At 31.5% G+C, this 15,105-nt stretch carries 11 protein-coding genes and 1 tRNA gene; 4 read left to right on the forward strand and 8 right to left on the reverse strand.

What is annotated here, in order from left to right; genetic code table 11:
• The 5 genes from G6CMJM_RS00780 to G6CMJM_RS00800 form a co-directional block, all read right to left on the reverse strand.
• On the reverse strand, positions 1-1,299 hold the full coding sequence (locus tag G6CMJM_RS00780; RefSeq protein WP_129718585.1) for a glycoside hydrolase family 57 protein: 1,299 nt from the start codon (positions 1,297-1,299) through the stop codon (positions 1-3).
• 2 nt (positions 1,300-1,301) lie between these two features.
• Positions 1,302-2,510, reverse strand: coding sequence for a glycosyltransferase family 4 protein (locus G6CMJM_RS00785; RefSeq protein WP_129718586.1), 1,209 nt, complete (start codon positions 2,508-2,510; stop codon positions 1,302-1,304).
• Between the two features lie 67 nt (positions 2,511-2,577).
• Entirely contained in the window at positions 2,578-3,270 is a 693-nt protein-coding gene (locus tag G6CMJM_RS00790) for a M48 family metallopeptidase (protein ID WP_129718587.1), read from the reverse strand.
• A gap of 31 nt (positions 3,271-3,301) precedes the next feature.
• Positions 3,302-3,712: a hypothetical protein gene (locus G6CMJM_RS00795; RefSeq protein ID WP_129718588.1), complete on the reverse strand. Its 411-nt coding sequence runs from the start codon at positions 3,710-3,712 to the stop codon at positions 3,302-3,304.
• A 79-nt stretch (positions 3,713-3,791) separates the two neighbouring features.
• Positions 3,792-3,867 (reverse strand) — tRNA-Trp (locus G6CMJM_RS00800).
• Between the two features lie 179 nt (positions 3,868-4,046).
• On the opposite strand from G6CMJM_RS00800, the gene G6CMJM_RS00805 reads away from it, so the two are divergent.
• Positions 4,047-4,430 carry a hypothetical protein gene (locus G6CMJM_RS00805; RefSeq protein WP_129718589.1) on the forward strand — a complete coding sequence of 128 codons (384 nt, stop codon included), beginning with the start codon at positions 4,047-4,049 and terminating at the stop codon, positions 4,428-4,430.
• 197 nt (positions 4,431-4,627) lie between these two features.
• Here the strand turns inward: G6CMJM_RS00805 and G6CMJM_RS00810 are convergent, their stop codons facing one another.
• From G6CMJM_RS00810 to G6CMJM_RS03175, 3 genes are all read right to left on the reverse strand, one after another.
• Entirely contained in the window at positions 4,628-6,427 is a 1,800-nt protein-coding gene (locus G6CMJM_RS00810; protein WP_129718590.1) for an ABC transporter ATP-binding protein, read from the reverse strand.
• Between the two features lie 5 nt (positions 6,428-6,432).
• A complete protein-coding gene (locus tag G6CMJM_RS00815; protein ID WP_129718591.1) occupies positions 6,433-8,124 on the reverse strand; it encodes an ABC transporter ATP-binding protein in 1,692 nt (563 codons plus the stop codon).
• A 172-nt stretch (positions 8,125-8,296) separates the two neighbouring features.
• Positions 8,297-8,473: a hypothetical protein gene (locus tag G6CMJM_RS03175; protein ID WP_165302647.1), complete on the reverse strand. Its 177-nt coding sequence runs from the start codon at positions 8,471-8,473 to the stop codon at positions 8,297-8,299.
• 272 nt (positions 8,474-8,745) lie between these two features.
• Here G6CMJM_RS03175 and G6CMJM_RS00820 point away from each other — a divergent pair, with 272 nt between their 5' ends.
• From G6CMJM_RS00820 to G6CMJM_RS00830, 3 genes are all read left to right on the forward strand, one after another.
• Positions 8,746-12,201, forward strand: a complete 3,456-nt coding sequence (locus G6CMJM_RS00820) for an ATP-dependent DNA helicase (protein ID WP_129718592.1) — start codon at positions 8,746-8,748, stop codon at positions 12,199-12,201.
• A gap of 4 nt (positions 12,202-12,205) precedes the next feature.
• Positions 12,206-14,182 carry an excinuclease ABC subunit UvrB gene (gene uvrB / locus G6CMJM_RS00825; protein WP_129718593.1) on the forward strand — a complete coding sequence of 659 codons (1,977 nt, stop codon included), beginning with the start codon at positions 12,206-12,208 and terminating at the stop codon, positions 14,180-14,182.
• 337 nt (positions 14,183-14,519) lie between these two features.
• Positions 14,520-15,056: a hypothetical protein gene (locus G6CMJM_RS00830; RefSeq protein ID WP_129718594.1), complete on the forward strand. Its 537-nt coding sequence runs from the start codon at positions 14,520-14,522 to the stop codon at positions 15,054-15,056.
• Positions 15,057-15,105 lie beyond the last annotated feature (49 nt).

Genomic DNA, 15,105 nt, shown 5'->3' on the forward strand with positions numbered 1-15,105 from the left:
TTATTTTAGAACCTTTTTATGTAGTTTATTGGCATAAATTCCTATTTTCTTACTGATTATTTTAAATTGTTCACTTGGCATTAGTTCTGTAATATTCCGTAAACGATATTTCATATCATTAACTGCATCCATAAAATACAAGAATGCATCATATGGGGATTTATAAGGGGAGAAATAGGCATGCACATCACCATCATTCCAAAACTTCGTGCACATATAGTATGGGTGATCGCTAGTAGTTAATCTTCGCCAGTCTTCTACTATATTACCATCATTACACTTATAGATTTTATCTTTTAGTGAATAAATTGATTTCATAGCCTGTTTCTGCATAGAATTGCCTAGCCATGCCGATAAGTCGCGTTCGCTATCCGCCCAAGTAACTGTTTGGGGTAATGATATTTGAGAAACAGGTTTGCTAGAATTTGCAGCTTCAGTAACAGTATAGAAAGTATGATTAGGTGCTTCTAGCCATCTACCAACAAGATCCTCAAAAAAGCTAAAAATACCAGATTCTTCCCATTGGTGCTCGCCGAAAGTCTCATAATCCATAAACAAATTTATTAAATTTCCGTGATAGCTAGCAGACTTTAACCAACTAATATATTTATTGGTAGTAAGTGGATACTCTTTCCAGTGAGGGTTAGAAAAACGAAAGGCTAAATCATCACTTAATCTATAATTCTTCATAAGTAATCGTATATTATTAGTGCCTTTAGGACGATAAACGAAATTAGGGGAACGCCATTTTAAGACTTTATCCCATCCCTCAGCTAGAATAGTTTTAAAACCAAAATCATCAGCCCATTTTGCTAAGTCATCATTATAAGCTAATTCAGTGTTGCGAAAAGCTGTAGTTTCTACACCAAATATTTCTTTAATTTTTTCTTTATGAGCAATAACCTGATTTTTGAATTCATCTTTGTCATAAAAAAAGGCTAAACTGTGATAATATGTTTCGCTAACAATTTCAACCTTTCCTGTTTTTACTAGGCGTTTAAAACTATCTAAAACTTCAGGGTAAAATTCTATTGCTTGGTCTATAAATGTACCTGTTATAGATATAGATAAGCGAAAATCAGGATATGTAAGTAGTAGCTTTTCTAAAAGTGCATTCATAGGAAGGTAGGATTTGTCGGCTACTTTACGAAAAATTTCACCATTTGACTGCCTATATATGCCAGCACCTTCTTTAAAATACTTCTTTTCTACATCACCAATAGCAAAAACAGAATAATCATCCCTAATACGCCATGGTTGATGTACGTGCAAATATAAAACTATCGCTTTTTTATCCATTTCTATTTTTTACGACTCTCACTTTGTATACTTAAAAATTCATGCATAATTTGTTCTGCTATTTTTGACCATGTAATAGTAGTATATTCTTTTTTAACACCTCTTTTTAAATATCTTAATAGAGAAGGAGAGGTTGATACAGCTAAGAGATGGCTTGCTAATTTATGAGTATCCCAAAAATCATAACGTAAAATATTCTTAAGAACTTCACTAACTCCAGATTGCTTAGATATTATTAAGGCATTATTAAAATGTGCAGCTTCTAGAGCTGTTAAGCCAAAAGGCTCATTAACTGAGCTCATCACAAACACGTCAGAGATACTATAAGCGTCTCGCCAGCGTTCTCCTCGCAAAAAACCAGTAAAGAATACTTTTTCCGAAATACCCAATTCTGCTGTTTTTTCAATTAATTCATTACGCTGTTCTCCGTCTCCTACTAAAATAAGCGCCATTTTAGGATTTTTTTGGCTAGCCCTAGCGAATGCCTCTAACAAATATGTAAGACCTTTTTGAACAGTAAAGCGCGTTAAAGTCATAACTACTGTATAACCTTTAGTTTTAAGGTATTCTATATAGCGAAAAGTTCTATCATCATAGTCATTTATAGTAGCTAAAGATGATGGTTCAATTGCATTATAAACTACCTCTATTTTGCCTTCATCCACCTTATATTCTTTTAAGATAATATCCTTTGTATTTTTGGATACAGCAAAAACTTTATCGGAATTGGTGATACCTTTATATTCAATATCATGAACTTGAGGGTTACCATAGCCACCACCAGAACGATCAAACTCTGTTGCATGAATATGAGATATAAGTGGGGCACCAGTAATATTTTTAGCTATAATACCTGCCTCCATAGTTAGCCAGTCGTGGGCATGTATGATATCTGGACGGTTTTTAGGGTCTTCTAGATATTTTTTAATAAATTCAATATAAGATAGCTGAACAGAGCGAATATCAGAAGTTAGAGTATGGTGTTTAGAGAAGGTGAAAGAATTATAAGGATTCATGTACGAGCTAAAAGGAAAGTCTGTAGCATTTACTACTTTCATAAAATTAATATCGTCATGTTTTTCGCTATAGGGAACTACAAAATCAATATCTGCTCCTGCTTTAGCTAGTGCTTTAGCCATATAAAAACAGGCTACACCTAAACCACCACTGTTATGAGGAGGAAGCTCCCACCCGAGCATTAAAATCTTCATTAAACACCTTTATTTTTATTATCTATATAGTTTATTTTACATTATCCTATTTTTAAACGCAAGCATATTAGATGTTGGGTGAATATTTTTTCATTTCCTCTACGTGTTTTTTATACTCAGGGTCATATTGTTCTACTTCTTTCCAAAATAGCTGCGAATGATTCATTTGACGAGTATGACAAAGTTCATGAATAATCACATAGTCAATTAGATGATGCGGTAAATTCATTAGAGCTATATTTAGTGAAATTGTGCCACTTGAAGAACATGAGCCCCAGCGTGTTCTAGTGTGAGATAGTCTTAATTTAGTAAACTCGAAATCATATTTTTCTGCTAAAAAAGTTATTCTACGTGGCAAGTATGCTTTAGCTTGCTTTCGAAGAATTTTCGATACGGTTTTGCGAATCTCCGATTGAACAAGTGAGTTTTCGAAAGCTAACCCTTGCGGAATTTGCACTAAAATCTGATTTCCTTCATTTGAAATTTTAATTTCTTCGCCCGAAAATTTTCTCAAAAAAAGCGTATGAGTTTTACCAATCAAATCTCCGTCTTGATAAGAATTTTTAGCGTTATGCGTTGCGAGCATTTTTCGAATTTCATCTCGATTACCGTTAACAAGCCGCCGAACAGCGAATTCTGGCGAATAATAGGGAATTGATGCACGCAAACTTCCATCAACACCGACAGAAAGTTTTACGGAGCGAGCGAGTTTATTTTTTCGAATTTTAATTTCACCAAACTCTTTATCAACAATAGCCATAAAAATATTATAGTACTTTTAAAAAGAGTTATCAAAATCTATTGCTACGTTTCAACATTTCTAATTCCTGGAGTTTTAGTCGAATATCTTTAAGCTTAGCAAAAATAATAAACGATAAATTATAAATTATCACATACGCAAAAGGCGTGGCAATAAGACCACCGAGCCATGTACCACCCATAGCAAAATTTATAGAATTTAATGAAATAAAAACAGTTGCAATCGATATGAATAAGAATATTCCTGCAAAAATATTCAAAGCACGCCGATGACTTTTAATCTTATTTTGTAAAATTTCAGGATTTTCAAGACTCTTAACCCTAAAATATTCAAAAATAGTAATAAGAAATCCTCCCAACACAAAAGTTGCTAACAATACCGTAAACATAAACACTGGAGAAAAAATAAGGCTGTAAAAAATAATAAAAAAATTAATATCCATAACATAACCATTATACACTAGAATGAAGAAAACAAGTGTAAAATAAAAACCGCCAAGCCTGCGGAAAATAAATACATTTTGGCACGGGCAGAGAGACTCGAACTCCCGACACCAGGTTTTGGAGACCTGTGCTCTACCAACTGAGCTATGCCCGTATATGTAGTGTATTATAACATTAATTATAAACAAAAACAATAAGTTATTAGCTTAAGCTATTGACAAAATAGCTTAATTATGCTAGAATATTAACAAGTTGAAGTTCAATAAGAGTTGAGCTTCGGCTCGAAACTTTAAAGTTGAACTTCTTCAAATATATATTTTGGAGGGCCTAAAAATGGCTAATGTAGAAAAAGAACTAAAAAATATTATGAATAGCGAAATCATTGCAAAAGCAAAGAAAAAAGCTACTCGTATGGAATGTAACACTGCTGTAGTAGGGGCAAGACAGATTGAAAAAATGGATCTAAGTGAAGCACGCGAATTAGTAGATAATGCAATCTACTTACTAGCAAAAACTACACACGAAGGCAGAGATCAATTATCATACGCTTTCCGTAAAGAAGTTTTTGAATTCATCCAAAGAATGAATCCAATTGTATCTTGTTGGAAAGGCACTGAATGGAATAATTTTTGGTATTTAGTTAAAATTTACGATAGTAGAACTCAATTACCACTATTCCAAAATGGTTTCTTCTGTGACACCCACAAAATTGCTTAAGTTCAACTTTTAATCCCTGATATAATCAGGGATTTTTCTTTGCATAAAAAAATAAACCCCATTTACTAATGGGGTTTATGCTTGTTTTAATCATGTATCCGTTTCAACTAACGCCACCGTCGAAAAATAAGATGGTTATATATTTTAAACTATTTTAGCTTTTTTGTTAAAAATAATAGGTCTTCAGTTGAGACCTATTATTCTAAACTACTGGCAAATTGTGAATTATACAAGGCTGAATAATGGCCTTTTATTTTTAGTAGTTCATCATGAGTACCTTGTTCGATAATATTACCTTTATCCATCACTAATATTAAATCAGCATTACGGATAGTGGATAGCCTATGAGCGATAACAAAGCTAGTTCTTCCGTGAGCTAAGTTATCCATAGCAGACTGAATAGCAGCTTCTGTGCGTGTATCTACAGAACTAGTTGCTTCATCAAGAATCAACATAGGAGAATCGGCTAGAATAGCTCTTGCTATAGTTAGTAGCTGTTTTTCACCTGAAGATATATTATCTACATCTTGAGATATGATTGTATTGTATCCTTCTGGGAGAGTTCTTATGAAGTGGTCGGCATGGGCAGCTTTAGCCGCTACAACAACTTCTTCGTGCGTTGCGTCTGGTTTTCCATATTTTAAGTTCTCTTCAATAGTACCATTAAATAGCCAGGTATCTTGTAGAACCATTCCAAATAATGAGCGAATATCTCTTCTAGATACTTTTGAGGTATCTACGCCATCTATCTTTATTTTTCCACTATCAATATCATAAAAACGCATTAGTAGGTTTACTATTGTAGTTTTACCAGCACCTGTTGGACCAACAATAGCAACATTAGAATTTGGCTGAATAGTAGCTGAAAAGTTGGTAATTACTGGTTTGTTAGGAGAGTAAGAGAAGTTTACTTTGCTAAATTCTACATGGCCTTTAATATTTTTAGGCATTTTTTCAGCGTTTTCCTCTTCTTTTTCTTCTTCGGCGTCCAAAAAGTTAAATACTCGTTCGCTAGCAGCTAGGGTAGTTTGTATTACAGTCATTGAATTAGCTATTTGGGCTAATGGCTGCGTAAATGAACCCATATACTGGATAAATGCTGAAACATCACCAACACTCATTTGTCCATTAATAGCTTTAAGCCCACCTATTAAGGCTATTACTAAACGAGAAATATTACGAATTAGACCCATTAGTGGATAAATTAAACCACCAAAGAATTGTGATTTCCATGAATTAGAGAACATCTCATTATTAATAGCTTTAAATTTATTAACAGAATCTTCTTCACCATTATAAGACTTAATGATTTCATGATTGCTTAACATTTCTTCAGTAAAGGCGTTAATTTTTCCAGTGGTGCCTTGAAGGCTTAGGAAATATATTTGCGTAAATTTAGTAACTATAGCTATTAAACCAACAGCCACTATGGCAGTAACCCCGGCAATTAAACTCATTTCTAAATTAATCTTCACCATCATTACGGCAACGCCAATGATAACAGTAACTGAAAATAGAATTTGATTCACACTTTCTACAAGATTATCACTAATAGTTTCAATATCATTAGTAATAATAGAAACGGTATCACCAGTCTTATTTTTATCTAAAAATGACAGAGGCAAGCGAGAGATTTTACTAGAAGTTTGCTCACGCATTTTAAATACAATATCTTGAACCATATTAGCCATTAACCAGTTTTGTAAATAACCAAATAGACCAGAAGCGATACATATAGCTAAGAGCATTATTGCTAAGCTTGTTATTTTTGCGAAATCTGGAATAAATTTAATTCCGTTTTGGGTTATTTCAAAATTAGCTGAAATAGCGTTAATTATATCACCAATTAGCTGTGGGCTAACAATAGTAGAAAAAGCTGATATTATAACTGCAAGAACAAAAAAGAATAAAGATACTTTGTACTGTTTGAAGTAAGATAGTAGTCGTAATAAAGATTTTACTATATTTTTAGGCTTCATATTTTTATTATCTCGCATAAATATTACTCCTTTCCTTTCTGTGAAGTTGTAAGCTCTTCTACACTTAACTGGCTAGACGCTATTTGCTTATAAACTTCATTTTCTTTTAAGAGCTCTTCATGTTTACCAATACCTACTATTCGTCCACTATCTAATACTACTATTTTATCGGCGTCCATAATAGTAGCTATTCTTTGGGCAACTATAAACTTAGTGCGTTTTTTAGTTTTAAGAGCTAACTGAGCACGTAATTTGGCGTCTGTTTGATAGTCTAAAGCAGAAAAGCTATCATCAAAAATCATAATAGGAGAATTTTTAGCTATAGCCCTAGATATAGACAAACGCTGTTTTTGACCACCTGAAAAATTCTTGCCTCCTTGCTCAACAGGGGATGAGATATCTTCTGGTAATTTTTGTACAAATTCCCAACCTTGAGCAATTTTTAAAGCTTCAATTATTTGCTCATCAGTTAGATCTGACCCATAGCTAATATTAGATCTAATATCTCCTGCAAACAGCATTGCCTTTTGTGGAGCATAACCAATTAGCTTTCTTAATTCTTTTTGAGAGAGTTCTTTAATATCTACTCCACCAATTAAAATTTTACCTTTAGAAATATCATAAAAACGGGGGATTAATTTAGCAATAGTAGATTTACCTGAACCAGTACCACCAATAACAGCAATAGTTTCTCCTTGCTTAACTTTAAAAGAAATGTCTTCTAAAACATAGTCTTCACCACCTTGATATTTAAAGCTAACATCTTTAAATTCAATTGAGAATTCAGTAGGTAATTTACGTGTCTTTTTTCTATCTTTTACTGATATATCCGTATTTAATACCTCTTTCATTCTGTTAATAGAAACAAACATTCTTGGCAAAAATACAAATAACATAGAAAGCATAGTAAAAGCAAAAGTTATTTGGCTAATATACTGTATTAGGGAAAAGATATCACCAACTAGTATAGAATCATCTTTAACTAAGTAAGAACCGATCCAAGCAATAGCTACAAGTGATAAGCCAGAAACTAGAGTTAGCCATGGTGATATAACACCAAAAATACGCTCAAGGAATATATTTAATTTTAAGTTTTCTTTATTTATTTTAGAAAATTTATCTTGCTCGATTTTATCTTTTTGATAAGCTCTAATAACCCTTGTGCCAGTAATTATTTGACGTGACTGTAAATTCATTTTGTCTACTAATTTCCTGGAAACTTCAATTTTAGGCATAGCAAAAATAGATATAAATATAGTCATAGCTATAATTGCAAAGATTGTTCCACCAACAACCCAGCTCATCTGTCCAGAAATTGACCAAACATTTATAATAGCACCAATACCAACAAAAGGTGCATACACACCCATTCGCATAGCCATTGTAAAAGTTTGTTGAAATTGGCGAGCATCATTAGTTATTCTTGCCATTAAGCTAGCTACTGAGAATTTTCCAAATTCATTCATTGAAAAATCTTCTATTTTAGTGAAAATATCTCTTCGAATATCACGAGCAATTGCTCCAGCAGAACGAGATGCAAAAAAGATAGAAGTAAGCATGATTGCGCCACTAAATAATGAAAGGCCAATCATCTCAAAACCAGTAGCATAAATTACTGCTAAATCTTTTTTAGCAACACCTTCACTAATAAGCTTACCTGTATATTTAGGTAATTCCATATCTATTTTAGCTGAAAGTATAATAAAAACTAACATTAAAAATACCGATACCCAATATTTTTTAGCGTAATGAAAAATAAATTTCAAAATTATCCTTTCTGTTAATTAATTATTTTTGTATAAAGTTTTAAAAACGTCTTACCATTCTAACATAAAAGTTATTATATACAATAAAAAAGAACTTCAAATAGAAGTTCTAAAAAAAGGTTTACCAAAAACTACGTGAAGGCGATTTTCTATCTTCTTCTAATGCTTTTCGGCAATCTCTTGCAAATTGACCACAGCCATTAGCTGCGTAACGTAATTTTTCACGGTCATAATCTGTTGCATTGCCGTTTTTAGCACGTTCAATAGCTTCTTTATATTGTTCTTGATTCCATGTCATAATTAGGAACCTCCTAAAATAATGTACTCTAAGATATATACTTAGGTAGTGATTACAGTAACATATTATTCTATTTATGTCAATAGCACTGTTTTAGCTTAGTTACTACTTTTAGGCCATTAACAATATGTACAAAAAATGTTTATATAATAAATAGATTAATTAGATTTAAATAGACTAGAAACTTACAAAGAAGGCGATCTTCAAAGATTGCTTATTATTATGACTGCAGTTAGCTTTTATGATTTATATTTGGTAAACTATTACTAATTATGGATAGGCAGGAATTAGTAAAAAATTTTCAACAAACTTATAATATGTTAAATACCGAGCAAAAAAAAGCGGTAGATAATATTGAAGGCCCAGTGCTAGTAATTGCTGGACCAGGAACAGGAAAAACACAGCTTCTTTCTGCGCGTATTGCTAATATTTTAGCTAAAACAGATATTTCTGCTGAAAATATATTAGCAATGACTTTCACTGAAGCTGGTGCTAGAAATATGCGAGAGCGTCTAAAAAGTTTCATAGGAAAAGAAGCTTATAAAATAGGAATTTTTACTTACCATGCCTTTGCGAATGATTTAATATCCCAATACCCAGAATACTTTCTAGAACGAAACCTAGAAAATCTTGCTGATGATCTAACTTTATATGAAATACTCTCTAGCATAAAACAAGAACTTCCTTATAACTCACTAATAAAATATACCGAACCAATGGCACTATTATCAGTAATTAATGATTTTAAGCGAGCTAATTTATCTGCTGAAGATGTTAAAATTATAGCTAAACAAAATATTGCTTTAGACGATATTCTATTAGAAAAAATACAATCAGCATCTGACAATGGCGAATTAGATTTGACTGTTATGAAAGGACGCCAAAAAATTGACGTAGCCTTAAATACTTACAAACAACTAGCAATAATTATAAATGAGGTAGTAAGAAATAATAGTCACTTAGATAAGGCCTTTACTCCTAATTTAGATATTACACTTAAAGAACTTCTTAAGGCCTTACAACTAGCTGAAGAAAATAAAAAAGCTACATTTTTAACTGACTGGCGAAATAATTATTTTAATCAAGTTTCAAGTAACGGCGTACCTCAATCAAAAGATATAATTAATAATAAAAAACTTCTAGAAATAGCTACAGTTTATGAATCTTTTACGAGAATAATGGATGAACGGAGCCTGTTTACTTACGACGATATGATTCTAGAGGTAATTAACGCTCTTAAGAAACATAATGACTTCAAGTTAACAATTCAAGAAAAGTATAACTATATATTATTAGATGAATATCAAGACACAAATAAATCACAAGCAGAATTGATAAATTTATTAACTGATAATCCTATTTTTGAGGGTAGACCTAATGTGTTAGCAGTAGGCGATGACGACCAAGCCATTATGGCATTTCAAGGGGCTGAAAGCTCCAATATGTTAGATTTCTATAATAGATACAATAATACATTAGTTATAAATTTAACTAAAAATTACCGTTCGGCTTCAGCTGTACTAGAAACTGCTAAAGAGATAGCTGGGCAAATTGAAGATAGGTTAACTAATGCATTACCAATAAATATAGAAAAAGATATTATTGCTTCTAACGAAAATATTAAAGATAAAGCAAATATTCAAAGAATTAATTTTAAATCGCAGATAGCAGAATATTCTTTTATTGCACAAGAAATAAAAAAACTTCTGAACGAGGGGGTTGATGCTAATGAAATTGCAGTATTATCACCAAAACATAAACTATTGCAAGCTTTATCACCGTTCTTAAAAGAGCAAGATATTCCTATTTTTTATGAAAAAAGAGAGAATATTTTAGAAGATCCAACAGTTTCAAAAATAATAAAAATAAGTAATTTACTGCTAGCAATTAAGAATAAGGACGACGATTTAATGAATAAGCTTTTTCCTGAAGTGCTAAGTTTTTATTTTTGGAATCTTAAGTCTGAAAATATTTGGAGAATGAGTTGGGCGGCTTATGAGCAAGAAAACTATTGGCTAGAAACAATGCTAGAAGTAGAAGACGAACAGCTGAAAGAAGTTGCAAATTTCTTAATTAGTTTAGCTACAAAAATAGATGATATGCCATTAGAAAAAGTAATTGATCTTATCATGGGAACACCCAACCTTAACATAAAAGACAATGACTTTAAAAGCCCCTTATATAGCTACCTGAAAAAAGAAAGTCGAGAAGAAGAGCTATACGATACTATAATAAACCTAACTCAGCTTAGAGATATTTTAAGAGATAGGCAAAATAAAAATACTGGCTTTTTACGGTTAAATGACTTTGTTAATATGGTAAATAGCTATAATAATGCAGGACTATTAATAAATAGCACTAACCCTCATAAAACAGCAGAAAATTCTGTACAACTAATAAGCGTTCACTCTGCTAAAGGGCTAGAATTTAAATATACTTTTCTAATATCTGTTAATAAAAGTAGCTGGAATTCTTCTCCTACTAATCAAGGCAGGATTCAAATGCCTAAAAATCTACAGCATATTAAAGCTGATAGTAGTGATGAAAATACTAGAAAAAGACTTTTCTTTGTGGCTTTAACTCGCGCTAAAACACACCTTTACCTAACTAACTATATTGGTAATTTTAAAGGCAACAAAACAAACTCTTTAGAATTTTTAAATGAAGCCGAAGATAAAGATACAGGGGAATTGAAAGCTTACAACATTCCAAAGAAATTTAGAGTTGTTCAAAATAAAGAAGATATCCCAGTATCCATAGAAGAAATTAAAACAAATTGGCATGGCTTTTATTTGCCTAAAAATGAAGAAAAAATTAGAGAGCTTCTACGTTCTAAACTTAATAACTATAAAATTAGTCCTACTCACGTAAATAACTATATAAATATAACTGGAGATGTTGAAAGTGGTAAAGGTCCTCAAGGATTTTACGAAACTACTATTTTACGCTTCCCTACCAGTTATAGTGCTAGTGCATTCCTAGGTAGCTTTGTTCATGAAATAATGGATAGAATACAAAAGAATATAAATAACAGCTTACCAATTAATAAAGAACTATTCTTAATAGACATAGAAAAAGAAATTAAGCAAAAAACAAACTTTAGTCTTGAAGAGACAAAAGAACTAATCGTAAGGGCAAAAAATATAATATCTCATGTATTAAATGAAAGAATGGATATTTTCCAAATTGGGAACAAAAGTGAACAAAATTTTGCCTGGAGTGGAGTAACTATAGGTAATGCTCAACTAACTGGAAAAATTGACTTAATAAAAATAAATAAAGAGCAAAAAACAATAACTGTAGTAGATTTTAAAACTGGAAAAATACCTTTCTCTAAAGGTAAGTTTGATAGTAATACTATAAAAGTACATACATATGAACAGCAGTTATATTTTTATAAAATATTAATTGAAAATACTCCTGAATTTAAGGGCTATTCAGTTACTAATGGTATATTAGAATTTATAGAAAAAGATCTTTTGATGAACCATGGCTATACCTATGAAATAACTTTTGATGAAAACAAATTAGAATATATGAAGCTTTTAATTCAAGCTGTTTATGATAGGGTGCAAAATTTTGTTTTTGACAGCCCTGAAGTTACGAATGGATCATTAAGTGATGTGCGTAATTTTGAAAATGAACTAATTAAAGAATTTGCTATAAAGAATAACTTAAAGGAAATATATATTAATAATAGTACAAAAATAGTAAAAGAAATTTTATAGTTCTATGGATAATCCTTATAAATTCAAATTACATTCCAAATATAAACCAACTGGTGATCAGCCAACTGCTATTAAGCAGCTAGTTGCTGGGCTAAATAATGGAACAAAAGAGCAAGTACTACTTGGTGTTACTGGTAGTGGTAAAACTTTCACCATGGCTAATATTATTGAAAATCAGCAAAAACCAACGCTTATTTTAGCCCATAATAAAACTTTGGCAGCTCAACTTTACAGTGAATTTAAGCAATTTTTTCCTGAAAATGAAGTCCATTATTTTGTTAGCTATTTTGATTATTACCAACCAGAGGCCTATATAGCTAGCACTGATACTTATATAGAAAAAGATTCTCGTATTAATGAAGAAATAGAAAAGCTAAGACATGCAGCTACAGAAGCCTTACTCACACGGAACGATACAATTATCGTAGCTAGCGTAAGTTGTATTTATGGTATTGGCTCGCCAGCATCATATCAAGAAATGTCTATCCATCTCAAAGTAGGAATGCGTTATAAACAAGATAAATTTTTACGCCATCTAAAAGATATTCAATATGATAGAAATGATATAGCCTTTGATCGTGGTAATTTTAGAGTTAGAGGTGATGTAGTTGATATTTTTACAGCTGGCTCAGATTTAGCCGTACGCATTGATTTTTTTGGAGATGTAATTGATGGTATTACCATATTAAATCCAGTAACTGGTGAAATTTTAGAAAAACCTAGTTTTTTTGATATTTTCCCTAATTCTCATTATGCAACACCAAGGGAAGTCATAAACAAAGCTATACCTAAAATAAAGAAAGAATACGAAAAACGCTATGCTTTTTTTGATAAGCATGATAAATACGTTGAAGCACAAAGGCTAACTCAAAGAGTAAAATATGATCTTGAAATGTTAGAGGAAACTGGATTTGTTAAAGGTATAGAGAACTACACAAGATATTTAACAGAAAGAAATGAAGGTGAGCAACCAGCAACATTGCTAGATTATTTTCCTGATGATTTTTTAATGCTAATTGACGAATCACATATGACCTTACCACAAGTTAGGGCAATGTATAATGGCGATAGAGCAAGAAAACAGGTGCTAGTAGATAATGGTTTTAGACTTCCTTCTGCCCTTGATAATAGACCATTAAAATTTGAAGAATTTTATGAACATATAAATAAAGTTATCTACGTTTCAGCTACTCCAAGTAAATTTGAGCTATCACACTCACCAGAGCCAGTACAGCAAATTATTCGACCAACAGGACTACTTGACCCTAAAATAGAAGTTAGACCAATAGAGCACCAAGTTGATAATTTAATGGAAGAAATTCAAAATAGAATAGCTAAAAATCAGCGAACTCTTGTTACTACATTAACTAAAAAAATGGCCGAAAGCCTAACAGATTACTTATCTGAAAATGGTATAAAAACAGCATATATTCATAGTGAAGTAGATACATTAGAGCGAGGGGATATATTAAGAGATTTAAGATCTGGAAAATATGACGTATTAGTTGGTATTAATCTACTTAGGGAGGGCTTAGATCTACCCGAAGTTTCTTTAGTTGCTATTATTGATGCTGATAAAGAAGGGTTTTTACGTAGCGAAAGTGCCTTAGTTCAAACTATTGGGCGAGCAGCACGTCATCAAGACGGCATGGTAATAATGTATGCGGATAATATAACAGGCTCAATGAAAAGGGCAATTTCAGAAACGAAACGAAGAAGAGAAATTCAGCAAAAATATAATAAAGATCACAATATAACACCTAGAACAGTAAAAAGTGAAATAACCGATGGCTTAAGAGCTATTATTCCTAAAAAAGAAGAATCTAAAAAGATCAATCTTAAAAAAATACCAAAAGATCAATGGCAAAATATTATTGTTGATTTAACAAATCAAATGCACTTAGCTAGTAGCCAACTAAGGTTTGAAGAAGCAGCCGAGCTAAGAGATCAAATTACCGAAATAAAGAAAAAGTTATTATAAATTAATAAAAAAAGACCTCGCCTGAGGTCTTTTAAAAATTATTTATTTTCTAACTTTTCAATACTTTTTTCTATTTTTTCAAGCCTTTTATCTAGTTTATTGATTTTATCATCTCTAACTAAATCTTGTTGCAGGTTTTTAACATCCCTAAGACCATCTTGAGTGAAACCATCACCAACAGCAAAATAGAATAATATGCTAATAGCAACTAATAATATTAAATTTACTACAGTTAATATATTGAGAATTTTCTGCTTATTACATTTTGTTTTTTTCTTTTACTAATATTTTACTTTTAACATAAACACAATAGTTTTTTAATATATGTTAGAATATAATGATGATATTTTTTAAACATGCTCATAATAAAAGAAAAGACTTATCTAAAGAAGAAAAAAAGATATATGCTAGCTTTTTAGCAGAAAGACTTTATGGTACTTTTACTATTTTAGTTTTAAATATAGGATTACTATCTGATGTTGAAAATATTGGTAAAAAATACGCTTTACTAGCAATTATCACAACAACAATAGGCCTAGTTATGGCAAGCTTCTTCAGTAAAGAAATGGCACATAAAGTTGTGCATGGGAAAGCGATGGATAAAGTAAAGGTACGCAAAACCTTAGCCTCTAAAGTAGGTATTATTATGGCCGCCGTACCATCATTAATTTTCGTATCTCTATCTTATTTCGGCCTATTTAATATGAAAACTGCCTTAGAAATTACTGTAGTTTCAGAAGTTATAACTATACTTGTTTACGTAATAAGGGCTGCTTATACTAGAGGAGGAACGAAATTAACTAGGCTTATTTCAATATCTCTTCAATTTATAGTAGCAGCAATTATTGTAGCTATAAAATTATTCGTACATTAGTTTTATCCTTGATTTTTTAACGAATAAATGCTAGAATTGTAAAGTTAAT

It is taken from the genome of Candidatus Nanogingivalis gingivitcus (assembly GCF_004151455.1).
Taxonomy (GTDB): domain Bacteria; phylum Patescibacteriota; class Saccharimonadia; order Saccharimonadales; family Saccharimonadaceae; genus Nanogingivalis; species Nanogingivalis gingivitcus.

Bases quoted from the DNA above. Each gene is read 5' to 3' on its own strand.
- G6CMJM_RS00780 (WP_129718585.1), bottom strand. From the start codon at position 1,299: ATGGATAAAAAAGCGATAGTTTTATATTTGCACGTACATCAACCATGG.
- G6CMJM_RS00785 (WP_129718586.1), bottom strand. From the start codon at position 2,510: ATGAAGATTTTAATGCTCGGGTGGGAGCTTCCTCCTCATAACAGTGGT.
- G6CMJM_RS00790 (WP_129718587.1), bottom strand. From the start codon at position 3,270: ATGGCTATTGTTGATAAAGAGTTTGGTGAAATTAAAATTCGAAAAAAT.
- G6CMJM_RS00795 (WP_129718588.1), bottom strand. From the start codon at position 3,712: ATGGATATTAATTTTTTTATTATTTTTTACAGCCTTATTTTTTCTCCA.
- G6CMJM_RS00805 (WP_129718589.1), top strand. From the start codon at position 4,047: ATGGCTAATGTAGAAAAAGAACTAAAAAATATTATGAATAGCGAAATC.
- G6CMJM_RS00810 (WP_129718590.1), bottom strand. From the start codon at position 6,427: ATGCGAGATAATAAAAATATGAAGCCTAAAAATATAGTAAAATCTTTA.
- G6CMJM_RS00815 (WP_129718591.1), bottom strand. From the start codon at position 8,124: ATGTTAGTTTTTATTATACTTTCAGCTAAAATAGATATGGAATTACCT.
- G6CMJM_RS03175 (WP_165302647.1), bottom strand. From the start codon at position 8,473: ATGACATGGAATCAAGAACAATATAAAGAAGCTATTGAACGTGCTAAA.
- G6CMJM_RS00820 (WP_129718592.1), top strand. From the start codon at position 8,746: ATGGATAGGCAGGAATTAGTAAAAAATTTTCAACAAACTTATAATATG.
- uvrB (WP_129718593.1), top strand. From the start codon at position 12,206: ATGGATAATCCTTATAAATTCAAATTACATTCCAAATATAAACCAACT.
- G6CMJM_RS00830 (WP_129718594.1), top strand. From the start codon at position 14,520: ATGATGATATTTTTTAAACATGCTCATAATAAAAGAAAAGACTTATCT.